Source organism: Allomesorhizobium camelthorni (genome assembly GCF_011045125.1).
GTDB lineage: Bacteria > Pseudomonadota > Alphaproteobacteria > Rhizobiales > Rhizobiaceae > Allomesorhizobium > Allomesorhizobium camelthorni.
In genome coordinates, this window is record NZ_JAAKZF010000025.1 from 19,755 (window position 1) to 41,197 (window position 21,443).

Genomic DNA, 21,443 nt, shown 5'->3' on the forward strand with positions numbered 1-21,443 from the left:
GTTTCCTGCCGCAGCGCGCGCTCGGCGCGCCGGTGCTGGCAGTGCTTGCAGATAGCCCTGCATGTGTCGTGCCAAAGGAGAAAATCGTTTCAGGACAATGCAATCGCTCTGATAGCGCTGTGTCTCATGTCCGACATCGTCGAAAACCCGACAAAGAGTGCAACCGTAAGCGCCGGATCGATCTCCTGTGTGAGCTCGCAGGACACCGTGGAAAACTCAAGCAGTGAAGCTCACAGCGAACTTGGTTGGGCGCAACATCGTCGCTCTAAGGCGCTTCACGTACCCGATATCACGTGGCAGATACCCATGAGGTGACGGACGATCTGAGCGACGAAGACTGGCTGGGCGTGTGGAACCACACACCGCCAGCGGAAAGAGTGGGGACCCGAGGAAAAGGAGATGTTGGCTGTCCTGCCGGTTAGCCGACCTGATGTGCCGCGCGCGCCGGCAACATTCTCGGCCTCACTGTCCGCCAGCTCAACAAACCGGTTGACCTATTTGAAGTCTATCGATCGCACCAGCAAGCTGCGTTTAAACGGACGCATGCAACCAGCCCCATGATTGCCGGGCCTGAGGGCTGCCCGTCATCAATTTCGGGCGGTGCCCTGTCGGGCCAGGCGATCTCTCGGGCCAAAGCGCAGGAGCGCATGCTCGGCGCCGGTGCCAAGCGCGGCAGCCAGGCATGATTAACGAGGATGGGCCGCCCGGAGCGCCGAACGGCAGAGCCGAGGAGCTGATGGAACCTCGACCGAAAGCGGGTATTCGCGGTACCGCACTTGGGTTGGAGGCCGAAGACAGCCTTCTGGAAACGCCTTGACGCGCCCAGCCACGACGCCGCAGTTTTCAACCGACAAGGGGACGATGGCAGCTCTTGGGCACCGCCGTGTCTCGCGGAGAGGATGGGCCATTGGCCGCCAGCATCGCGGAGTGTGCGAGAGTGCGGACTTGCGGGTGGGCGAAAATCAGCCGCGGCGGTCGACACCGCCAAGCTGCCGACCCTGCCGTCGCAACCGGGCCCTGTCGATTCTGAGCAAGGCCGAGTGCCAGGCTCTGCGAATGGCGCTGAGGATAAGTTGCATTTCGTCCTTCCTATGCAGCCCCACCGCCAGGACGTCAAAGCCCTCCACCATCTGATTCCGATCTTCTGCGTCAGTCGATTTCGTCGTGCTGGTTTCAAAGACCGCTACGATCCGAATCGCGGCGGTATCAATCTGCTTTTTGGCTGCCCATGCAAGGCATTTTTGAGCGCCGTCCTTCGCACGGCGCTCTTCCGCCGCTGCGAAGCGGAAGCGGCGCCGCAAGCTCGCCGTGCCGTGGGCGCGAGTCCTACCGGCTGCAGGCAATGCCATTACATCTCGGGCAGGGCGCCAAGCTTCGCGGAACTCACGCCGCTCGTTCGCCCGCCATTCCAGCTGTTGGCGCTGTGCGGGTGGTCAGCCCGGGCCGCGGCAATTCTCATGGCTGCGCCCGGGCAACAGCGATCGCGAAGAACTGCCGTTCCGTCCGATGAATAGCAACGGCTACGCCGTGCGTTGCATTCCCGGATGAGGCCACGTCTAGTCCGCGAACTTATAGCGCCGTGTCTCATGTCCGACATCGTCGAAGACGACATCGAGTGCAACCGTAAGCGCCTGATCGATCTCCCGTGCGAGCTCTGAGAACACCCGTGGAAAACGCAAGCAGTGAAGCTCGCCCGACCTTAGTTCGACACAACACGACCTGACGGGCCGTGCGAGCCCGCCGACGAAAGCGGCGTCCTTCCGTTCCGAAAGCAGGCGCATTGAGCCAAAAATGCCGTCACGCTGCGCGTCGAAACTCACCTCGGCGCCGGTATCGTCGATGCTTCACCTGAAAGGCATCGCTGTCGCGATCGCCGGCGCCTCGGCGAACAGGCCGGTCATCACCTTGGCAAGCCCCTCCTGTCCGGCAGGTTCGCCGACGATTGGTTGGTGGGTGGCGTAACGCTCACCGCGCGGGAGTTCGAGTGCCTGAAATGGGCGGTGCGCGGCAAGTCGGCTTGGGATGTCAGCCAGATTCTTGCGATCTGTAAGCGCAGGTGACCTTCCATCTGGAAAATGCAAAGGCAAAGCTTGGCGTGCGAACGATCAAACAGGCCGTTGCACGGGTGGCTGCCTCCGGTCGCGCGATATCCTGATCCTGCCGCCAGGATAGCTGTAAACGTCTACAGGCTGCATCACTGCCAGCTTTGCCCTTCCATGGCGGAACACATCCCACACGGAGGCGATCATGATGCAGCTGATAACCCCTGACCTCTACGGTGAGTTCGCAAGCGAGCTCAAAGAGATGCACGGGCTCAGGCATCGGGTTTTCAAGGAAAGGCTCGATTGGGAAGTTCAGACCGAAGGCGAAATGGAAACAGACGCCTTTGACGGCTTCAAGCCTGTCTATCTGCTTCTCAAGGGGTCCGATTGGCGAATTCGCGGTTGCGTTCGCCTTTTGCCCACCACCGGACCCACAATGTTGCGCGACACATTCTCGGGGCTGCTGGGTGCTGACGTTGTGCCCTCGACTCCCGACATATGGGAAAGCAGCCGTTTCGCGCTCGATCTCCCCCCATCAACGCCCAAGGCGGCGGGCGGGCTGGCCCAAGCAACTTACGAGCTCTTCGCCGGCATGATCGAGTTCGCCCTGGCCAACAATCTCACCCGGATAGTGACGGTGACCGATACGCGTATGGAACGGATCCTGCGCCTCGCAACGTGGCCTTTGTCGCGCATCGGACAGCCGAAGCGCGTCGGCAAAACCGAGGCGGTGGCCGGCTTTCTCGAGATTTCCCGCGCGAGCCTTTTGCGCATCCGCTGGAGGGGTCGTCTGAACGGGCCGGTACTGTGGCAACCAGTTCTCGGCCTCTCGGCATAGCGCCATATGGACACCCTGACCATGAATCGGCCGCTTCCGCCCGCGGGCGCAACCGACTGTCGCGCAGGCTGGCCGGACTGGCGCCATCGCCAAGCTTACGACTATGCCGGTCGATTGCCGCGCACAGCCTGGGCAATTCCAGCGCGACCACGCCAAAATGGCGCCGCCCGCGCGCATTGTCCGAAGATGCGCCGAAGGACTATCGAACTGAAGACGCGGGCCTCCCCGCTCACGCAATGGAGCCTCCTCTTTCGCGGACGCGCCGCAGCTGGACGCCACGTCAGCAAAGGCGTTTTGGGATCCGCGCGGTTGCCCGCACATCCTGCAGGCGGCTGCAGAGCCGGCTGAGCGCGGCTTTGAACTGCTTGACCTTTCCTCGCTCTCATGCGGCAAGGACGTCCTGCTGACGCCGGCGGGAATGCAGCATGTGCTGCTGAGACAGGATTGCCGTGCAGATTGCCGTTTCCGGCGCCTCCGTTCTGCGCCCATGGCGGCTAAAGGTCGACGCGATCGTGCCGCCGCGGCGCCTGAGGTTCCATGTCGCCGCCCTTCAATGCCTGAATGACATCCACGGCGGCGGCCGCCTGGCGGCCGCTTGCTTTCCACCGGAGCCCCGCGGAGGGCGTGTGCGTGTTGTGCTCCAGGCTTTGGATGGGTCACTGGCAGGGGCATCCCATCAGGAGATCGCCATAGCCCTGTTCGGGCGGCGGCGTGTCGAACAAGATTGGTCTCACCCAGGCGGCCATCTTCGCGATCAGGTGCGTCGCGCCGTCCGACGCGGCCGCTACCTGATGGGCGGCGGCTATAGGCACTTCCTCAATGTTTGAAGTGACAAAATTCGACGCCAGTTGGCAAGCAGATCCCGACAGCCTGCCCCAGTCGCTGCTTGTTCACGACAATGGCAGTCCGGACGCTTTCGAGATCGTCGCCGGACAGCGCCGCCGCCACGCGGCAAAGACCATCGCCGGTGAAGGCCTGGCGGTCGAAAACCCCGCCTTGCGCCATCACGATGCGGCCGCGCTCGAGGCCTCGCTGATCGAGAACATCGCCGGGCTCGGCCCGAATGAAATCTCCCACTGGGAGACCTTCACCCTGCTGCTCAAGGCAGGCCGCAAAGGCGGCACGCCAGTAGAAAAGCGTTCTCGCTGTTGCGGCTGTGACCGTCCCTGGCTTGTGCGATGGCACGAAGCCTTGTCAAAGCCGTTTTGCGATCTGACTGAGCGTGCCGCGGCCGGGAGCTGAGCTTGCGTTAAGATCGTCGAGCAACGAGGGGTTTGGATACCTTCGTGCATCCATAGCGCCGATGATTGTCATTCAAACAATCAATTTTACCGATCTTGCCGAGTGCTATTAGAAAACGCTGGATTTAACCGACATCAAGTGCGTTGAGGCAAAATTTACAAGGAAGGGCGGGAAGAGTTCATATCTGAATCGTGCTTCTATGGGGTCCTGGCAGCCGAATTGGCCAACATCACGATTGGACGTTTCCCCGTCTAAGGTGCACCAACCCAAACCACTGCTTCTGAAGCGCTTGAAAAACAACAGGCAAGTGGAGTTCTTTGCATGCGCTCCCAGGTGCGGTTGAGACTATGCCGGGAAAATCAGTTGGAACTCTGCGACCACGCGGACCTTTCCGAGTTGTTTTGAAGAACCCATCGGCCGACGGGGCGCTTTAATGCGAAGCCATCCAGTTGGGCCGGAGCATTGTACGGAGTGCGACCGGGTCTTGAGGGACTCGGCACGGGCCATTCAATCGGCGCCGTGTATCCAGTTCTGCAGGAGAGGCACCCAATCTGGCGCCGACGGCACGCCACACTCGATGTAGTCCGCTCGCATTCTTGTCATCACTGAACAAACTGACGTTGCGGCGAATATGCGTTCGCTTGCCCAGCTATAAAAAGGTGGAATTATGAGCCGGAATTTTAACAATTCGCCTGCGGTCTGCTTTCTCCTCGGCCTGCCCCGGTCTGGAACGACGCTGCTGGCGCATTTGCTCCAGAAGCATCCAGATATTGCAGCCCCGCCTGAGCCCTGGCTAATGCTGGCACTTGAGGCATTTGGAAGGGTGGACCACCGTCACCCAGCAGGGCCATCACTGATTCAGTCTGCGACCTCCGAATTCCTGGGCCGAGTCGATCGTTCCAGCGTCAGCCGCGCTTTTGCCGATGCGGCCTACAGCCAGTATTTGGCGGCAGCGGGCAAGCGCACCTTCATAGACAAGACTCCGCGCTATTGGATGGTGCTCGATTACTTGGATTCCCTCTACCCAGAAGCACCACACATCCTTCTGTTGCGCAATCCCTACGCAATTGCCGCATCACTGAAATCGACGTGGGGAGTCCCGTTCGTGTCAGAACGCTCCGCCCCACCAGCCAGCATGGCCTGCCTTGCCGATCTCGTGCTCGGCCTGCCTCAGCTCGATCTCGCATATTCTCTCGCCGATTTCGTTCTGGGCCTGCCTGCGCTGGCGGCGCACCGCGCTCGCCGGCAGACGCAAGTGGTGCGCTACGAACTCCTGGTGGCGCGCCCCGACGAGGAAATCCGGCGCGTGATCGCCGGCCTCGGCTACGATCCAGCCCGAATTGAAGCGGCAACGATCGAGCAAACGGACTATCTCCGATCCAGTAACTTCGGGGATCGGAAAATCCTAGAGAAGCAAGGAGTCGATAAACGCTCGGTTCACGCCTGGCAAACCGAACTGACCATCGAAGAAATGCAAGCAGTAACCGATCTCGTCGGCGCCGAGCTTTTCATAGAGCTCGGTTATGAGGACGAACTCCGGTACGCACAGCAAGCTGGGATCGTGGACAGGGGTCGGGCGGTGACCGAACGATACCGTCAGGTATTTCGAACCTGGTGGGATTTGCTCGCCGCGGCAGGACCGTCGTTCGACATTTCCGCTGCCGCGCGTGAGCCAAACAGCACCGTCCAGGAAGCTGGACAGAACACCTCCTCGGGCTCCGGCGCCTCAACGGTTCGCAGGGCGCAACATCCAGCCGGGTCCGACATGGAGGAAAATTTGCAGCTGGCGAATGCGATGGTGGCCCAGCTGAAACAGGCGCTCTCGGGTTCGGAGGCCGATCGAGCTGTGCGCCTGCATGCCATTCGTGATCGCGATGATACCATCGAGACGTTGCGCGGCGAGATCGTGCGGCTTGAGCAGACCTTGTCGTTGCGCGAACCGGTCGAGTCGCGGGTCTAAGCGTCGTGGGGAAGCAGGAACGTGGAACTGGAGACCACGAAACAAGCGAATTGATCGAAATGACAAAGCGGCAGTGGAGGCGCTTATGCCATAGCCAAGGCGGTGCACACCGCGTCTGGGAAAGCCGGCCCCAGATCGCCGTATAAGCCACAGCTTATCTTTGTTGAAAGCGGTGCGTAGCGCTACATCGGATCTCGATGACCTGCCTGGATATCAGCTGACAAGTGCGGCGCTTCGACTGGACGTGATGACACAGGGCGGCAGGAGGAGCTTTCCGTGAGCACCAGAATTCCGATCCGGATCGAGCTGGAAGCGCTCAACTCGCGTGTGATCGATCTTTTCGAACGATCTCTCCGGACGTATTCAGCAATCGAGGAATGCTACGCCGTTACTGGCAACACGGATTACCTTCTGTTCGTCTCAGTGAATGAAATCCAGGAGTTCGAGGCGATACACCGGAATATTCTTTCAAAGCTTCCCGGTGTGAAGAAGATCAAGGCCGAGTTCCCCTTGCGGCGCGTTCTCCCGACTTGATGGAAAGTGCTCCGCGAGCGGTGCTTTAAGACAGGTTGGATATGCCGTCGCGGGCACCCTTAGCTGAGGCCAAGGACGAAGCGCCGACCGGGTGAACGGATCGGCCGCGCGTTCGCCGCGTCGACCTCAACCGGTTCCATGGTCACCTTCCAGTCGACATTTTCGGTGCAGGGCGTCGTCGTCAGCGATCCCTCATAGGCCCAGTAGCCCAGGGATGTCGGCACAAGCCCGTTGGGATCGATTTCGTCGACCGCCACCTCCTCGCCCGTTCGCGCGGGAAAAGCCGCAGCCAGGCTGGCAAAGCTGGCATTAGGCGCGCCTGGCGTCAGGAATACGCCCAGGACGCCACGAGCGTCGCCTTGCGTATCCTTATGGACGAAGTGCGCCTCCATCGGGAAGCTCTTGCCCGCCACGTGGTGCTCGCTCGGCGCATGGAAATGGAACTGCATCAGTTCGTAAACGCGATCTGCGGGCGTCAACGTGCTGCCTTGCGGCATATTCATTTGAATGGTGTGGCCGTTGTTCACCATCTTGCCGCCGCCCTTGCGCCAGCCGATGGCCATGCGCGGAATATCCGCCCTGACCGCGCCGGTGATGTCGACTGGCGACTGCTGCGTGCCGGGCATGCGGCTACGAGGATGCCAACGATCTCGCCCTTCGACAAGCTCAGGCGACTGCGCACCGACACGGCCTTCAAGCTCGCCTGCGGGCGGCCAGCCTGTTCCGACAAATCGCTCTCACGCTGCGGCCCGCAGCACCATGAGCGCCGGGGCATCAAAGCCCCGCCGAACCCAAACCTTGACCCGCCAACGCGTTCCAGTCTCAGCTGCTGTGAAAAAGACGCCTCACGCCTGCATGACGCTCAGCGGCGTTCGAACCACAAGGCTCATGAACAGGACGGGCTAAAGGCGCGTATTCCTAAGCAATACATTGCCCTCCACCCCGTCGGGATAGCAGGTCACCACTTCGAACGAAGGCAAAAGATCAAGAATGGCTTGCAGGGACAGCTGCCCTTCATAGAGCTCATGATCGCTGTATTCGGTGTAGATGAAGCGCGTGTTGCTCAAGGTCTGTCTGCCGCCAGCGATGACATCCGACTCGGCTCCCTGCACATCCATCCAGATGAAATCGATCCTGCTCAGGTCCGCTTCGCTGCACCAGTCGTCAAGCCTTCGAGTTTCAACCGAGATGGGGCGATCGAACCGAACCCAATCATGTTCGACAAGATGATTCTTGGGTCGGCGTATCGAGCCAGATTGGTCCCATTCCTTCGCACTTCCATCCGCATTGCTTGGGTGGAAATCAATCCTGCCATTTCGGTTACTGATCGCGATCTCAAACAGTCTCACCTTGTCCAGGTGCAGCTTCATGTTTTTCTTAAAACGAGCAACCGCTCGAGGGTCGGGCTCAAAGCAGTAGAGGTCAGCTTTCGGGCAGAGGCTGAGAAAACGTTGCGTATCGGTTCCGTCGTTGCAGCCGATGTCCAAGATGATGGGATCGGGCTTTTGCAGGAGTGAGACGATATGCCGATGTACCTTTAGTGAAGAGGGCGATTCCAGCGTTTGTATTTCCATCGAACTTTACCCTAAAAGCCTCAATTGCACACGCGACATCCCTGGCATGGATATCAAGCGGAACTCCGGGGCTGGCGCCCAACTGCGATTTGTTTCGAATGGTCTCGCCGCGACCGCGCCGGTCGGTCCATGAGGACAATGTGACATGGTCGGCGAGTGGCAGCTCGCATTCCCAATCGACCTGTTCTCCCGACCGACGTTTTCATATCCGCTATTCTCTAGAATTCGTAAAATCGATTGTGTTTATGAAACGCATGCACACGATGGATACTTGCATGCCGCACGCCGGACAGGGGCCTGGGTTTCGGTGGGGTTCGCCGCCGCCGACCCCCTCACACTTCGCGGATGGACTGAAGGCGCAGGATTTCTTCCGCGCTCGATGTGATGAGCAAACCCGCGGCGATTTTTTCGGCCTTATTCCCCGGAGGTGACGCGCAGGGCGTCTGCGTGTCGTGCTCCACCCCGTCCGCACTGGCATCCAGCAGTCGCAGATACACGCCCGGGCTCCCGGTCGGTATCAGTCGTTTGTCGCGGCCATCGAATCGGGAGGTCGGCATATTGACGTGGTCGAATTCCTCGACCTCGCCGAGACGATCGGATTCCATCCACATGAAATACTGCGCAAGGCCGCGAAGATTTCGAGTACAGGATCAAACAGCTAACGCCCGCTTTGGCCAAGCCGTCCTGTTGGCGTTTGGCGGGCGCCCGCGCGCCTGATGGCGCGCGCCGGGCTCTCGTGAACCGAGCCCGCTTCCTTCGCCTTGCTCAGGGCGGTCTCGGCCCTTCTGGCTTCGATCCCTGGCGATAACAACCCTTCGGGTTGTCCAGCGGACGCCGCTCTTGCGAGCGGCGACATCGTTCAGGTGGCCTCTCCCGGTGGCGCGGTGTGGGCGGCGCTCCCTTCTAGGCCCGCCGCGGCAGGCCGCAACCCTCCGCTTCGCTTCGGGTCCTCCACATTCGTTCCGGCCCGTGTCCACTCCTTCGCACAGATACGACAACGCCCCGCGGGTGCGGTCTGCCTTTCGGCGGGCCTTTCCGGTCGCAAGTCGCCGCCCACCCCGCTTCCGGGGGAGGCGCGGCTTGGATCAGAGAGGATGAAAAGCCATGCGCCAGACCGCCAGACGTCCCGCCAGCGGAAAACACGGGAGCCGGAACAAGGACGATAACCGGCCGAACCTTTATCAGGAGGTAACCAGCCGCATCGTTGCCGAGCTGGAGCAGGGGCGGTTCCCTTGGGTGCAGCCATGGGGCCGCGCCACGGCAGGCGTCGGATTGCCCCGCAACGCCGTCACCGGCCGGCGCTATTCCGGCGTGAACATTCTCATCCTGTGGGGCGCCGTCATCGAAAAAGGCTTCCCCTCGCAACACTGGATCACCTTCAAGCAGGCGGTGGGAGCCGGTGGCTTTGTCCGCAAGGGCGAACGCGGCACCACCGTCTGCTACGCCGACCGCTTCATACCGAAATCAGAGGCCGAACGCACGGCGCAGGATGGCGACGAGCCCGCGACCGTGCCGTTCCTCAAGCGGTTCACCGTCTTCAACATCGCGCAATGCGAGGGACTCCCGGATGACTTGGCACGCCAAGCCGAGCCACTGCCGGAGCGCGAGATCGTTCCCCACGCCGAACGCCTGATCAAGGCGACAGGAGCGGATTTCCGCATCGGCGGCGAGCAGGCCTTCTACGTGCCGGCGCGCGATTTCATTCAGGTGCCGCCGCAGCCCGCCTTTCATGAGCAGATCAATTATTACCGGACCTGTTTTCATGAGCTCGGGCACTGGACCGGCCACGCTTCACGGCTCGCGCGCGACCTGTCAGGCCGCTTCGGATCGGCGCTCTATGCGCGCGAGGAACTGGTCGCGGAAATGGCCAGCGCCTTCATCTGCGCCAGCCTCAACATCATCCCGACCGTCCGTCACGCCGATTACCTCGCCACGTGGCTCGACGTGCTGCGCCAAGATGACCGCGCCATCTTCCGCGCCGCATCGCAGGCCAGCAAGGCGGCGGATTTCATCCTTGGTTGTGGCGAGGGCGTCGACACGGACGCGGTAGAGCAGGAGATCGCGGCATGACCCTGATCCCCGAAAACCTACGCGCCCGCCTCGCTTCCAACGGCGCGGCGCAACCCGAAACCGATCACATTCCGCTCGTCAAGCTCTTCGACCCGTGCGGCCCCGCCACATGGCTCGTCACCGAAATGATGGCGGATGGCGACACCCTGTTCGGCCTTGCCGATCTCGGTTTCGGCTGTCCGGAGCTTGGCTCGTTCAGCCTCTCGGAGATGGAAACCGTCAAAGGCGCGTTCGGCCTCGGCATCGAGCGGGACATTCATTTCGTCGGCCGCTTTCCGCTCTGCGTCTACGCCGCAGCGGCTCGCAACAAAGGCCGCATCGTGGAGGCCGAAGCCATCCTGCGCCGCTTCGCAGCCGCTCTCGGCATTGCTCAATCACCCGAATTCGAAATTCCGTCGCCGGAGCAAGAACACGGCGACGGATGACCGCGCCATCCTGGCGCAACCGGCTCCGTCCACCGTCTCGGCAGATGTCCGGACGGAGCCGGCAAACCCCGCAAGCAAAAGCTTAAGGAGTAGATCACCATGCAACTCGCTCACATTGACCTTGGCAAGCTCACTGTCTCACCTTTCAACATGCGAGACGGCAAGCGTGCGCCGGATATCGCCGATATCCTGCCTTCCATCCGCCAGCGCGGCATCGTCCAGCCGCTGCTTGTTCGCGAAAACGGCAGTCCGGACACGTTCGAGATCGTCGCCGGAGGCGGCGCTACTACGCCGCAATGACCATCGCCGATGAGGGGCAGTCGGTGGAACCCCTGCCTTGCGCCATCATGGAACCGGGCGACGATGCGGCCGCGCTCGAAGCCTCGCTTATCGAGAACATCGCCCGGCTCGATCCGGATGAAGTCTCGCAATGGGAGACCTTCACCCGGCTGCTCAAGGCAGGCCGCACGGTCGCCGACATCGCGGCGACCTTCGGCATCACCGAAATCATGGTCAAACGCCGTCTGGCGCTCGGCAACCTATTGCCCGCCATCCGCAACGCCTATCGCCGCGACGAGATCGACGCCGAGAGCGTGCGCTATCTGACGCTGGCGAACAAGGAACGGCAGAAGGAATGGCTGGCGCTGTTCAACAATCCCGACACCTATGCTCCGCATCGCGGGCAGTTGAAGGCCTGGCTGCTCGGCGGTCAGACGATTTCCACAAAGGCCGCGCTGTTTCCGCTCGACACCTATGCCGGTCAGATCGTCGCCGATCTTTTTGGTGAAGAGAGCTATTTCGAAGACGCGGACACATTCTGGCGAGCGCAGAACGAGGCGATCGCCGGGCGCAAGGCAGCCTATCTCGAGGCCGGATGGTCCGATGTCATTGTTCTGGACGCCAACCGTTATTTCCATTCCTGGGAGTACGAGAAGACGCCGAAGAAGAAGGGCGGCAAAGTCTTCATTGCCGTTTCCCGTCAGGGCGATGTCGCCTTCCACGAGGGGTACCTGACGACCAAGGAAGCGCGCCGCGCGCGATCCAAGCAGGATGGCGGCGATGAGGATTCAGCCGCGCCGAAGCCGTCGCGCCCGGAAGTCACCAGCGCCATGCAGACCTATATCGACCTGCATCGCCACGCCGCCGTCCGCAGCGTGCTCGCCGATCATTTGGGGGTCGCCCTTCGGTTGATGGTGGCGCATGCAATTGCCGGCTCGCCGCTCTGGTCCGTGAAGCCGGAGCCGCAGCGAGCAGGCAGCGAGGCCATCGCGGCAAGCCTCGCCGGCTGTGCTGCGCAAGCCGCTTTTGCGGAAAAACGCCGCGAGGTCCTCGCCTTGCTCGGCCAGTCGGGCGAGGAAGAAACCGTCAGCGGCGGCAACGGCGACGACTTTTGGACCGCGAGCGTCTTTGCCCGGCTTCTGGCGCTTTGCGATGACGACGTGCTGCGCGTGCTCAGCGTCGTCATGGCTGAAACCATGCAGGCCGGAAGCGCCATTGTCGAAGCCCTCGGCATGCACCTCAACGTCGATATGGGCGCTGTCTGGCAGCCCGACGGGACCTTCTTCGACCTCATACGCGACAAGGAGGTGGCCAACGCGATGCTGGCGGACATCGCCGGAACGCAGGTCGCCGCAGCCAACATTTCGGAGAAGGTGAAGACACAGAAGCAGATCGTGCGCGACTTCTCTGAAGGCACAAACGGGCGCACCAAAGTCGAGAACTGGCTGCCGGCCTGGATGGCGTTTCCGGCCCGCGCCTATACCGAACGTGGCGGCTTCCGGAACGCTGAACAGTGGGCGAAGGTCGCGCCGCTGTTTGCGCCGCCAGCCGCTGAATGAGGCGATAAGCGCAGGGGCGGCGGATCATTCCGCCGCCCGTTCCTGCCGACAGGCGCTCGCATATTCGTGGGCGATTCCGGACGCCGCGGCGATAGCGTGGCCATCTTTTTTGAGCCGTAGCGTCCTCGCCTGCGCCGACAAAACCCTCTTGCCTGTGCCGGAACCGCTGCCGCCGCTGGATGGTTTGCCAACTCGCAGACCGATCCGGCAACACCAAGAAAGCAAGCCGGATTTCTTTCCTGACCGCCTGCTCGGGCCGCTTGCATCGCAGGCGACTTGCTCACCCACGTGTCCCCAGCCAAACCAAAATCGGAGGCCGAGCGCGGTACTTTAGGGTTGGTGGAGATCGGCGTCATTGTGAGACGGAGCGCCTCCCGGCCCTGTCTTCCCAACCGGTTGCAATGGTTTTCTCCGCGCCGGCACCGCATCGTCTCCTTTGCCCGTCGGACACCATCCCTGCTCAACGGCTGAACCTATGGGCTTGCCGTCCCCGCACAAACCATCACTTCCGGCTTTTTTCCCCGCCCGCTTCCTCCGCAAGCTCCGCACGGGCTCCTCGCGGCCGCTTCGCTTCAAAAAAGCCGTCCGCTCCGGTCCTTCGCTGACGCTGCGGCCCTGCGGGTTAGCGGGTCCGGCCCGCGCCCATGACGGTTCGCGCATCGCAGGGGAATGGTCCCCGGCGAGGCAAAAGGAGATCAAGCAATGCCTGCAATCGGATACGTCACCAAGCAGTCTTCCGGCGGATACAAGGGCCAGATCAGGACGCTCTCGATCCGCGCCGACATCGAAATCGTCCCCAACCGCTCCAAGAGCACCGATGCTCAGCCCGATTTCCGGGTCGTGACCGGCGGCGTGGAAATCGGAGCCGGCTGGATCAGGACGGGCGAGCAGTCGGGCAACGAATACGTCTCGCTCGGCCTTGCCGCCCCCGAATTCGGGCCGCGCAAGCTCTACGCCAATCTCGGCCGCGCCGCCGGCCAGGACGAGGAGGAAGTCTTCGCCGTGATCTGGAACCCGGCCGACTGACGGCCCAAAAGCCCCCGCGCCTGGCTTGCGCGGGGGCCTTCTTCCTGCCTTGCCGACTTTCGCGCAAAGGCGGCGAAAACCCCAGACCGTGTTTTCGCCGGTCCTCAAGCCGGCCTCGTTCGCCGATCCTCGCCGTGATGAGGCGACCTTCGCCGCCGCCCGCTGTCTCGACGAGGGATCAATCATGAACAACGAAAACGAGCGCGCCGCACGCGCTAAAAAGGGCAGCCCCTTCCTCAACCGCGCGCTGGAAAAGATGCGCACGGCCGGAAGCGGTCCGCGCTTCCGCAAGCACGGCCGCTATGTCCGCTATCACATCGACGATCTCGACGAATGGTCGCTCCGATATGGCAAGGGAGCAACCACCGATGCGCGTGAATCGGGCGCGGGGAGGGGCTAACCATGCGCTCTGCCCTTGTTCTGACCGGCGTCGGGCTCGCCATCCTTGGCGCGTCAATGATCGGCGACCCAACCCCGCGCCTGGTCTGGAATGGCTCGCAAAGCGCGCCTCTCGGGCTCTACCGGGTCGATCCCGACGCTGCCATTTCCCGTGGCGATCTGGTGCTTGCCCGCGCGCCCCGACACATCCGTCAGCTTGCGGCCGAGCGGGGCTACCTGCCCGCAAATGTGCCGCTGGTCAAACGCGTCGCCGCGCTCGACGGCGATACCGTCTGCGCTGTCGCGGATAAGGTTGTTGTGCATTGCACAAAACATGACGCGCGGTTAGGTGTCCTTCCGGTGCGGGAATCGGGTTTGGGTAACAATGACGGAGCGTAAACCGATGCTTCGTTGATATCGCATTCATACCCGAGGACCCTGATGACCACGATAAGCCCTGACAAATCCGGCGCTACAAGCCTCGAGGCGATCGCGCGAAACGGCAGCCTGCTGCGTCGCATCGCCGTGCGCATTCCGACCTACCTGTCGGACCTTCGCGAGAACCCGGCATGGCTTCCGATGTTCGTCCTCGCCCGCACCATGCCGGCACGGAGAATGCACTGGCGTGGTGCAAAGCCGGTTCGAGCGTCGCAAAAAGCCCAGGACACGATGTTTGCCGGCGTCAATCGCCAGGACGTTGTCGACGCGCTGCGGTCCGATGGGCTTTTTTCCGGACTCGTCCTGCCGACATTGATCCATGAGGAGATCGCCGCCTTCGCCCGGTGCACGCCTTGCTTCGGCAATTTCGATCGCCGCCTCGAATTCATGCCGACGGACCATGCGCAGGCTGAGGCCCGCTTCGGCCGTCCGTTGCTCAGCGGCCACTATTTCGAGCGCGTTCTCGGCTGCAAGGCGGCACTCGCCATCCAGAACGATCCTCTGCTCATGGATGTCGCTGCGCACTATCTCGGCGGTCAGGCGAAACTGATCACCACGCGCGTCTGGTGGAGCTTCCCGACCGGCCAGGCCTCGGACGCCGACAAGAATTTGGCCTCGCTCGGCAAATACCACTTCGACCTCGATGACTGGCGGATGCTGAAGTTCTTCTTCTATCTCAAGCCGGTGGACGAGGGCGCCGGCCCGCATGTCTATGTCCGCGGCAGCCATAACCGCCGCGCCCTCAAGCACCAGCTGACGCTTCTGGTGGGCCATCCGGCGCAAGAGGTTCTGGACGTCTACGGCGAGCAGAGCCCGGTCACGCTGACCGGCCAGGCCGGTCTCGGTTTCGTCGAGGATCCGTTCGGCTTCCATATGGGCACCGTGCCCGCGCACACGCCCAGGCTGATGATGGAAGTCGGCTTCGGCGTTTCGCCGCCCTCGCGCCGGCGCTTCCATGGCGAGCCGGTCATTCGCTGATTTCGAGAAAGTCCCGAACAACCGCTTAGCCGCCTTGCGGCAGCGGCGCGTCGTCATCAGTCCCGCATCGTCAAGCTGGATGGAAGGGGTCTGCAGGCGGCGCGGCGCTCACGATCGGGGTCAGCGACGCATGGACCCGCTGGCGACAGAACATGAAATCGGTGTCGAGCTCGCAACCGGATATGGGCTCGACGCTGAAATTGCCGACGCCTGCGAATTCAGCTGCCGGCATGACGTCGAAGGAGATGCCATATTCCTGTTTGGATTTAGCCGCTGGCCTGCACAGTCCGTGCAGTGGCGGGTTTGGTTCACCGTCATTGGGCTGCCGCAGCCTCATCAACTCAACGCAGTCCCGTATGTCGAAAGTCCTACAAACCAGCCATCATCGTCGACGCCTGGATAGTGGGACGGAGCCGCTGTCGTGCGCAGGGCGACGTGATCAATTCCGCCGTGAATGGGAGATAGTCCCCATCGAAGCGGCGTGGCAAACCGTTGTTGCGCTTTCCGGCGAGCATGACGCTGAGCAGCCTCCTCAAATGGTCGCGGACCTTCTTTCGGTGAAGGCAAGCGCCAGCAGCCCTTATCCATTTCGGAAACCTGCGTGTTCCTCGCGCTGCCGCTGCTTGGCACAGAGCTTGCGGCGACCTTGGCGGCCCTGCCGTTCACTGTGGATTGGAGTCTGACGCATGTCTAACAAGCTAAAAGCCGGCTTGATCGCTCTTTCGGTCCTAGCCCTGCTTCTTCTCGGGCTGGCAGCCCTACATTATCCAGTTATCATAGACTGGCTGCGCCAGAGCGAACACCGTCGCCTGCTCGCGGCGGAGTTGCGGATGCTCATTCCGGAGCGGCGCGACGCACTCTTCAACGACCCGGCTGCGCCAACTGTTGGCAATCCGGAAGGCGATGTCGCTCTGGTCACATTTTTCGACTACAACTGCCCGCAATGCCGGGGGGCAGCCCTTGTCGTCCATCAAGCCGTCAAGGACGATCCCAAGCTGAAGATTGTGTTCAAAGAGTATCCGATCCTGGGACCGGATTCCAAATTCGCCGCAGCGGCGGCGCTCGCCTCCCGCAAACAGGGAAAGTATGAGGCGTTCCACCTCGCCCTTATGGGTTCTCGCGGTCGGCTCAGCGAAAGCTCCATTTTGACTATCGCAGGACAGGTGGGCATCGAGGTTGAGCAGCTCAAGCGGGATATGGATGATCCGGCCATCGCAGACGCCCTCGCGCGCAATCGCGCGCTCGCCAGCGATCTGCACATCTTCGGGACGCCGGCGTTGGTGGTCAGCGACGAAGTGATCCCTGGGTTGATCGACTTTCCCACGCTGCAACGCTCCATCGCCCAAGCGCGCGAAAAAAGCCCAAGGGTTGATTGATAGGGTGCCCGATCTTCAACAGCGGCATTTTGACAGTACCGCCGGCCGGTGCAATCTCGTTCCTGCCTCTCGTGCCGGGCTATATCTCTTATATGGTCGGCAACGCCGTAGCCGGCGGACCACACCCGTTCCATCGGCAGCCTGCTTTTCACGTTCAGCGCGCTTTCCTCAACCGCGTCGAACGGGATCGCGCTGCTCGCCATCTATTCAACCGGCCTTGGTGTTCCCGTCCTGCTGTCGGAGTCTTTCACCGAAAGCCTCGCCAAAGGGAAAGCTGTGAGCGCGACACCTCATTGATGGAGTTGTGAGGATGGCGCCGGGCGTTCCGACATTGAAGTCCTGATATCGATTGTGCGACAGGCCCGCCCTGTTTTGGCCCTGGCAATATCGACGATCGGCACGCCATTGGCTGCTGTCCCAATCGTCGGGCGAACACCGGCCGCCGCATTCGGATCAGCGACAATGCCGGGCCCCGTCTGCTGGGCGCGCGCCAGTTCGATCGCCACGGGCTCGATAACCAGCAGTGCAGCCGATGTGGTGCTGAGAAGACGCCCGGCAAACCGCGCCAGAGCCGAGGCCGGCCGCGAGCCCAAAAATGCCGCCGAAAGAAGGGCCGAATAGAGGGCTGGCGAATAAACCGTCTTGTCCCGGCGCCTCGTCATGGATCTGGCGCCGTCTTCTTCGGCATTCCAATCGGGAGCGCGTGCACAGATCGACAAAGGCAGCATCGGCCTTGACGCCAATGACAGCCAAGGTCGGTGCCGTCACTATGCCGAGCACAATGCCGCCGCTGCCGCCGATCCTCCTCCGTGGCTTTGGCGATGTTTCGCCTCCTCAGGCAATCCCCCATCACACCCGTGAGCGTCGGAATTCCCTGCACGTCCGCTTGTGCGCTCCACTTCTATCAGAACCGCACGCCAAGCTTTGCGGTGACGCCATGCTCTTGCACAGAGGACGCGATCTGACCCTCATAAGAGACCGCGAGACTGGCGTTGGCGGCCAGATGGAAGTCTAGCCCGGCCTCGACGATGGCAGCGTCCTTGGCGACCGGCGTGCCGGAGATCGTAAAGTTCTGGCCGCCGGCGAAGGCATGCGTGGCCTGCGGCACCACATCGCCAAAGGCATGCCGCCAGCCAAGCGTCCCACGCGCCTTGATGGCCCTGCCGCCAATATCGAAGTCGCTACCGTGATGAAGCCCCAGCGTGGTGTAGGTCACATCGCTGCTGCTGCTGCTGCTCGTCAAGCCGGCGCCGTTCTTGTCCTCCTCCCGGTAGCCATCCGTCTTGAGATGCAGATGCGCCAGATTGGCGAAGGGTTCGAAGCGGGCAAACCCGTAGCTCAGCTCGTAGCCTGCCTCGCCAAAGACCTGCGCTGTACGGGCATCGTAGGACGCCGTCACCGAGTCGGCAAAGCCTGGGAAGACGACCCCCCGGCGGGTATCGATCGAATGCCAGCTATGCGCCGCGCCAAAGTTCAAAGACAACGCCTCGATTCGGGCGCCGCTATAAAGGGCAAGAGTATAATTGTCCGCTTCGGCCGATGCGGCGCGCGCATCGACCTCGTAGGAGGAATGACCATAACCGCCCGCAAGGCCTAGCCGCCAATCACCAGCGGAGACATCCCCGCCCACCAAGAAGCCGCCCGCCGAGCGGTGATAACCGGCCGCATTGCCATCCCCATCGGCAGTTCCCCAGGCGCCATAGGCCTGGCCCCACACTGCAAAGCAATCCGTAGCGGCGGGAGCCGGCTCCACCCCGTCCGGCCCATAGGCCATCACCGGCACGGATGAGGCCCCAGCCCCGTCAAACGCCGCGCGCAGACGCTCCGTCACCGCATCGCGCGCATAAGAACTCTCCCCTGTCAGCGCACCCTTCACCGTCGCATGAACCTCACCCGACAGCGGCACCCAGGCGTAGCCGGCCGAGCCCTTGCTCAAATTGAGAATGGCAAGCGGCAGCAGATCGAGCGGGGCGGCCGGCAGCGCCTGTACAGTGGGCGGTGGCGGCGCCTCGGCAACCGGCACGGCCGGCGCCGGGTTCGGCGTTGCATCCGTCTGAGGCTCTCCCGCCGGGGTCGATTTGCCGTGTGATGTCAGCAACGGCGTCAGGGGAAAGGCATTTTCCAGCGCCACCGCAACCGCCGTCTCGTTCGCCGTTGCCGCTGTCGAGGCCAGCGCCACGTCGTTGCGCGTCAGTGTCAGTCCGACATCATGGGTCCGGTGATCAAGCGACGGATCCAGAAACGCGAGGTCCGAGGTCGTCTTGTCGAATTGACCATTCACCCCCCGGACCGCTGTCAGGATCTGATAGCGCTCCTTCGGCAGATAAAGCCGTCCTCCCTCCGCCTGCGGATGCACCTCGACCGTCCCGCCATTGAGCGTGGCTGTGCCGGTGGTCTCGATCCGGTCGCTCGCGCCCAGCGAATTGCCCTCAACCGCATAGGTCGAGCCTTTCTCAAAGCGAACACCCACATTGCCAACCTTAAGCGTGGCGATTGGCTGCGCGACACTGCCCGGCTCAACCGTCCCGCCCGCTTTTGCGATCAATCCACCGATCGTGCCGGTGCCGCCAATCGTCCCGCCGATCGTGCCCTGTTCGGTTCGCTTGTCGCCCTGCGGCGTATAGTATTCAACCTCTTCACCAATGCCGCTGCCATCCACCGTCACCGTCGAGGTGATTGATCCATCCACCGACAGCTTGCCGCCGCGTACCCAAGTGCTGCCCTCATAGGTGTTCTTCCCCGCCAAAACGAGATGTCCGTCGCCAAGCTTCTCCAAACTGCCAACATAGGTCTTGCCTGTCACCGGATCCTTGCCGCGAGTCAGCATCGCTTTCTCGCGAAGGTCGATGAGCTCCTTCAGGTGTTTTTTGTCGTCCTCGGTGAATGTCTCGCCATTTTCCCGTTGGCCATTTTGTAAAAGCCGGCGCAGAGTTGCTTGTTCTTTTACATCGTCATCCTTGCGGGCTCTGATCGCCTCATCGGAAATGTCGTTCTCCCAGGTGTCGGACATGCCCTTCGGCAAGCCTGCCGCAAAAGGCCCAAAAAACTGGCCGGGACCCGCCATCGCCTTCTGCAGGTCGGGAAGCCCCCAGCCGCCAAGTTCATTCGGAACCGGATCGTTGCTATTCTTCACCGCGGTAAGAATGTCATAGGTCTTAACGCCATGTTCAGGCACTTTGCGATCCGGATCAGCAATTTTGTTTTGAGCTGTGGTGAGGAGCGTTGTAACAGCCTCTTCGTTGCTCATATAGGGGTATCGGTTCATGACAAGGGCAAGAGCCCCTGAAACGTTTGGGGACGATGCCGATGTGCCGTTGGCATTATCCATGTATTTACCGTCTGTCGTGGTCGAGGTCATGCCAGAGGGGCCCATGATACACCACCACTTTGCTACGCCGCATTTATGATAAACTTGACTGCCGGTCTCGTCGTAACCGGTAACAGCCAACCACTTCCTTTCCACATCCGGACTGAAAAACGGCTGGCTAGCAAATAAATCAGGATTGGCAGACTTGCTATTATTGCCGTTGGAGACCACCTGAACAAAGCCATGCTGTCTGACCCCATCGACTGTTGCATCAAGCCAAGTTTTGGCTCCTACAGTCCGCAGCTTCCAGAAATTCCTAGAGGCAAAAACCAAGTCGGAAATGCTACCTGTCCTATTCTCTGAAGGAATAGCTGAACCGCTTCCCCAACTCTCATTGACCATTCTTACATTTTTTTCGCCAAGTGCATCGAACGTTGATTTGAAGAAGTTGAAGTCGAGGGCTGGATTGTTGGAGCCTTGTTCCAGAGCGTCGGTTCCGCCCGTATTGGCAACATAGAACGGCGAATCGAAAGCAACGCCGTGCATTTCTTTGTTATTGCGGCTCGCGACGACCAGTCCGGTCATGGCAGTTCCATGATCATCATTGATTTCTGGATTGTACTCGCCGCTCATAGCAAATTGTTTCCCGTCCGTGGAAAACCCTTTGACGTCAATGAGATTAAGCCGTCCATCCCCGAACTCCTGATGGCTAGATCGAATACCGGAATCGAACACACCAATCCTGATCCCCTTTCCGGTAAAGCCCAAAGCATAGACACCGTCGGCGTGCATTGCCTTCAGTCCCCAATTGCTCTGGAATTCTGGGTCATCGCGCCAGCTTTGCATGGCGGCTTCCAGATCGTTGGTCCCGGTTCCGTCGGCATTGACATACGGTGGCTTGTCCTGCCCCAACGCCCCGGACGAAGCGGCCGCGACAAACAGCACCGCGGCGGTACTGCGCATTGACAAAGAGCGGAACCTGGCTAGACGAGCACGCCATGGCGCGGCCCTGACCTGCACGGCTCCGGCGCTCACCAACCGTGATCCTTTGCTCCCCCCTACATCTCGACCCGTCTGCATCGTCATTCCATTTGTCCTCTGTTGTTCCTGACTGCTTTGCTTCATCAAAATCCCCTGAAAGCCGTGAGGAGGCCGCCGGCCTTTCGGATGTGGTCGGTGCGCTCAAAAGATCGGACCAGGCGATTGCGCAAGCTGGGCTCGGGCTTTGCGCCGTTCACATCAAAAACTTATCTGCCCGGCTAATTCTGCCCTCACATCAAAACCTGACGGTCAGCCGCGAACGGTCCACCAGGTGCTGAACGGACCATTGCCAAGCGCGAACCCGCCTCCAGGGAGAACCCCGTCGATCGCCGACAGGCCGAACGGCGGCACGGCACGGACACGCGCGTTCCCGCCC

At 61.5% G+C, this 21,443-nt stretch carries 21 protein-coding genes and 3 pseudogenes; 17 read left to right on the forward strand and 7 right to left on the reverse strand.

The features are described from left to right. Nucleotides 1–962 precede the first annotated feature (962 nt). Both G6N73_RS36975 and G6N73_RS38610 read right to left on the reverse strand, forming a co-directional pair. The gene (locus G6N73_RS36975) at nucleotides 963–1,349 is read right to left on the reverse strand and encodes a hypothetical protein (protein WP_246252180.1); all 387 of its coding nucleotides are present in this window, start codon (nucleotides 1,347–1,349) and stop codon (nucleotides 963–965) included. A gap of 396 nt (nucleotides 1,350–1,745) precedes the next feature. Next, nucleotides 1,746–1,934: pseudogene (locus G6N73_RS38610) on the reverse strand (insulinase family protein); the annotation flags it as partial. Between the two features lie 66 nt (nucleotides 1,935–2,000). Here G6N73_RS38610 and G6N73_RS38310 point away from each other — a divergent pair. From G6N73_RS38310 to G6N73_RS17765, 7 genes and pseudogenes are all read left to right on the forward strand, one after another. After that, nucleotides 2,001–2,060 (forward strand): hypothetical protein, encoded by a 60-nt coding sequence (locus G6N73_RS38310; RefSeq protein ID WP_343044658.1) that lies wholly within the window; start codon nucleotides 2,001–2,003, stop codon nucleotides 2,058–2,060. A gap of 187 nt (nucleotides 2,061–2,247) precedes the next feature. After that, nucleotides 2,248–2,880: an acyl-homoserine-lactone synthase gene (locus tag G6N73_RS17745; RefSeq protein WP_165029910.1), complete on the forward strand. Its 633-nt coding sequence runs from the start codon at nucleotides 2,248–2,250 to the stop codon at nucleotides 2,878–2,880. Between the two features lie 635 nt (nucleotides 2,881–3,515). After that, complete coding sequence (locus tag G6N73_RS38615; RefSeq protein ID WP_425484110.1) at nucleotides 3,516–3,707, forward strand: DUF2285 domain-containing protein; 192 nt, start codon at nucleotides 3,516–3,518, stop codon at nucleotides 3,705–3,707. After that, nucleotides 3,700–4,122: a ParB N-terminal domain-containing protein gene (locus tag G6N73_RS36345; RefSeq protein ID WP_206078922.1), complete on the forward strand. Its 423-nt coding sequence runs from the start codon at nucleotides 3,700–3,702 to the stop codon at nucleotides 4,120–4,122. Before G6N73_RS38615 ends, G6N73_RS36345 begins: the two co-directional genes overlap by 8 nt. A 321-nt stretch (nucleotides 4,123–4,443) precedes the next feature. After that, nucleotides 4,444–4,662: pseudogene (locus tag G6N73_RS36995) on the forward strand (GNAT family protein); the annotation flags it as partial. A 127-nt stretch (nucleotides 4,663–4,789) separates the two neighbouring features. Then, entirely contained in the window at nucleotides 4,790–6,082 is a 1,293-nt protein-coding gene (gene noeE / locus G6N73_RS17760; RefSeq protein ID WP_165029912.1) for a nodulation protein NoeE, read from the forward strand. Between the two features lie 276 nt (nucleotides 6,083–6,358). Next, nucleotides 6,359–6,616 carry an Lrp/AsnC ligand binding domain-containing protein gene (locus G6N73_RS17765; protein WP_165029914.1) on the forward strand — a complete coding sequence of 86 codons (258 nt, stop codon included), beginning with the start codon at nucleotides 6,359–6,361 and terminating at the stop codon, nucleotides 6,614–6,616. Between the two features lie 59 nt (nucleotides 6,617–6,675). Here G6N73_RS17765 and G6N73_RS17770 read toward each other — a convergent pair. The 3 genes and pseudogenes from G6N73_RS17770 to G6N73_RS17780 form a co-directional block, all read right to left on the reverse strand. Beyond that, nucleotides 6,676–7,275: pseudogene (locus tag G6N73_RS17770) on the reverse strand (carbonic anhydrase); the annotation flags it as partial. Nucleotides 7,276–7,518: 243 nt separating this feature from the next. Continuing rightward, a complete protein-coding gene (locus G6N73_RS17775; protein ID WP_165029918.1) occupies nucleotides 7,519–8,190 on the reverse strand; it encodes an FkbM family methyltransferase in 672 nt (223 codons plus the stop codon). A gap of 332 nt (nucleotides 8,191–8,522) precedes the next feature. After that, nucleotides 8,523–8,801: a hypothetical protein gene (locus G6N73_RS17780; protein ID WP_165029920.1), complete on the reverse strand. Its 279-nt coding sequence runs from the start codon at nucleotides 8,799–8,801 to the stop codon at nucleotides 8,523–8,525. Between the two features lie 493 nt (nucleotides 8,802–9,294). Here G6N73_RS17780 and G6N73_RS17785 point away from each other — a divergent pair, with 493 nt between their 5' ends. From G6N73_RS17785 to G6N73_RS17820, 10 genes are all read left to right on the forward strand, one after another. After that, a complete protein-coding gene (locus G6N73_RS17785) occupies nucleotides 9,295–10,260 on the forward strand; it encodes an ArdC family protein (RefSeq protein ID WP_165029922.1) in 966 nt (321 codons plus the stop codon). Continuing rightward, complete coding sequence (locus G6N73_RS17790) at nucleotides 10,257–10,685, forward strand: DUF2958 domain-containing protein (RefSeq protein WP_165029924.1); 429 nt, start codon at nucleotides 10,257–10,259, stop codon at nucleotides 10,683–10,685. Before G6N73_RS17785 ends, G6N73_RS17790 begins: the two co-directional genes overlap by 4 nt. A gap of 99 nt (nucleotides 10,686–10,784) precedes the next feature. After that, nucleotides 10,785–10,985, forward strand: coding sequence for a ParB/RepB/Spo0J family partition protein (locus G6N73_RS37000; RefSeq protein WP_246252184.1), 201 nt, complete (start codon nucleotides 10,785–10,787; stop codon nucleotides 10,983–10,985). Further along, nucleotides 10,982–12,523 carry a ParB/RepB/Spo0J family partition protein gene (locus G6N73_RS17795; protein WP_246252186.1) on the forward strand — a complete coding sequence of 514 codons (1,542 nt, stop codon included), beginning with the start codon at nucleotides 10,982–10,984 and terminating at the stop codon, nucleotides 12,521–12,523. The genes G6N73_RS37000 and G6N73_RS17795 overlap by 4 nt, the downstream gene beginning before the upstream one ends. Before the next feature lie 702 nt (nucleotides 12,524–13,225). Next, nucleotides 13,226–13,549, forward strand: coding sequence for a DUF736 domain-containing protein (locus G6N73_RS17800; protein WP_165029926.1), 324 nt, complete (start codon nucleotides 13,226–13,228; stop codon nucleotides 13,547–13,549). Nucleotides 13,550–13,733: 184 nt separating this feature from the next. Beyond that, the gene (locus tag G6N73_RS17805) at nucleotides 13,734–13,949 is read left to right on the forward strand and encodes a DNA-binding protein (protein WP_165029928.1); all 216 of its coding nucleotides are present in this window, start codon (nucleotides 13,734–13,736) and stop codon (nucleotides 13,947–13,949) included. 2 nt (nucleotides 13,950–13,951) lie between these two features. Further along, complete coding sequence (locus G6N73_RS36350; RefSeq protein WP_206078923.1) at nucleotides 13,952–14,326, forward strand: S26 family signal peptidase; 375 nt, start codon at nucleotides 13,952–13,954, stop codon at nucleotides 14,324–14,326. 42 nt (nucleotides 14,327–14,368) lie between these two features. Then, nucleotides 14,369–15,343, forward strand: coding sequence for a hypothetical protein (locus G6N73_RS17810; RefSeq protein ID WP_206078924.1), 975 nt, complete (start codon nucleotides 14,369–14,371; stop codon nucleotides 15,341–15,343). A gap of 130 nt (nucleotides 15,344–15,473) precedes the next feature. Next, the gene (locus G6N73_RS38620) at nucleotides 15,474–15,746 is read left to right on the forward strand and encodes a phospholipase effector Tle1 domain-containing protein (protein ID WP_165029930.1); all 273 of its coding nucleotides are present in this window, start codon (nucleotides 15,474–15,476) and stop codon (nucleotides 15,744–15,746) included. Between the two features lie 283 nt (nucleotides 15,747–16,029). After that, entirely contained in the window at nucleotides 16,030–16,719 is a 690-nt protein-coding gene (locus tag G6N73_RS17820; RefSeq protein ID WP_165029932.1) for a DsbA family protein, read from the forward strand. Nucleotides 16,720–17,009: 290 nt separating this feature from the next. On the opposite strand, the gene G6N73_RS17825 is transcribed toward G6N73_RS17820, so the two are convergent. Beyond that, nucleotides 17,010–17,381 (reverse strand): hypothetical protein, encoded by a 372-nt coding sequence (locus G6N73_RS17825; protein ID WP_165029934.1) that lies wholly within the window; start codon nucleotides 17,379–17,381, stop codon nucleotides 17,010–17,012. A 242-nt stretch (nucleotides 17,382–17,623) separates the two neighbouring features. After that, nucleotides 17,624–21,112 (reverse strand): autotransporter domain-containing protein, encoded by a 3,489-nt coding sequence (locus G6N73_RS17830; RefSeq protein ID WP_165029936.1) that lies wholly within the window; start codon nucleotides 21,110–21,112, stop codon nucleotides 17,624–17,626. Between the last annotated feature and the right edge of the window lie 331 nt (nucleotides 21,113–21,443).

Coding starts and splice junctions, on each gene's coding strand:
- G6N73_RS36975 (WP_246252180.1), bottom strand. CDS start 1,349: ATGGCATTGCCTGCAGCCGGTAGGACTCGCGCCCACGGCACGGCGAGC.
- G6N73_RS17745 (WP_165029910.1), top strand. CDS start 2,248: ATGATGCAGCTGATAACCCCTGACCTCTACGGTGAGTTCGCAAGCGAG.
- G6N73_RS36345 (WP_206078922.1), top strand. CDS start 3,700: ATGTTTGAAGTGACAAAATTCGACGCCAGTTGGCAAGCAGATCCCGAC.
- noeE (WP_165029912.1), top strand. CDS start 4,790: ATGAGCCGGAATTTTAACAATTCGCCTGCGGTCTGCTTTCTCCTCGGC.
- G6N73_RS17775 (WP_165029918.1), bottom strand. CDS start 8,190: ATGGAAATACAAACGCTGGAATCGCCCTCTTCACTAAAGGTACATCGG.
- G6N73_RS17780 (WP_165029920.1), bottom strand. CDS start 8,801: ATGTGGATGGAATCCGATCGTCTCGGCGAGGTCGAGGAATTCGACCAC.
- G6N73_RS17785 (WP_165029922.1), top strand. CDS start 9,295: ATGCGCCAGACCGCCAGACGTCCCGCCAGCGGAAAACACGGGAGCCGG.
- G6N73_RS17790 (WP_165029924.1), top strand. CDS start 10,257: ATGACCCTGATCCCCGAAAACCTACGCGCCCGCCTCGCTTCCAACGGC.
- G6N73_RS37000 (WP_246252184.1), top strand. CDS start 10,785: ATGCAACTCGCTCACATTGACCTTGGCAAGCTCACTGTCTCACCTTTC.
- G6N73_RS17795 (WP_246252186.1), top strand. CDS start 10,982: ATGACCATCGCCGATGAGGGGCAGTCGGTGGAACCCCTGCCTTGCGCC.
- G6N73_RS17800 (WP_165029926.1), top strand. CDS start 13,226: ATGCCTGCAATCGGATACGTCACCAAGCAGTCTTCCGGCGGATACAAG.
- G6N73_RS17805 (WP_165029928.1), top strand. CDS start 13,734: ATGAACAACGAAAACGAGCGCGCCGCACGCGCTAAAAAGGGCAGCCCC.
- G6N73_RS36350 (WP_206078923.1), top strand. CDS start 13,952: ATGCGCTCTGCCCTTGTTCTGACCGGCGTCGGGCTCGCCATCCTTGGC.
- G6N73_RS17810 (WP_206078924.1), top strand. CDS start 14,369: ATGACCACGATAAGCCCTGACAAATCCGGCGCTACAAGCCTCGAGGCG.
- G6N73_RS38620 (WP_165029930.1), top strand. CDS start 15,474: ATGGACCCGCTGGCGACAGAACATGAAATCGGTGTCGAGCTCGCAACC.
- G6N73_RS17820 (WP_165029932.1), top strand. CDS start 16,030: ATGTCTAACAAGCTAAAAGCCGGCTTGATCGCTCTTTCGGTCCTAGCC.
- G6N73_RS17825 (WP_165029934.1), bottom strand. CDS start 17,381: ATGACGAGGCGCCGGGACAAGACGGTTTATTCGCCAGCCCTCTATTCG.
- G6N73_RS17830 (WP_165029936.1), bottom strand. CDS start 21,112: ATGACGATGCAGACGGGTCGAGATGTAGGGGGGAGCAAAGGATCACGG.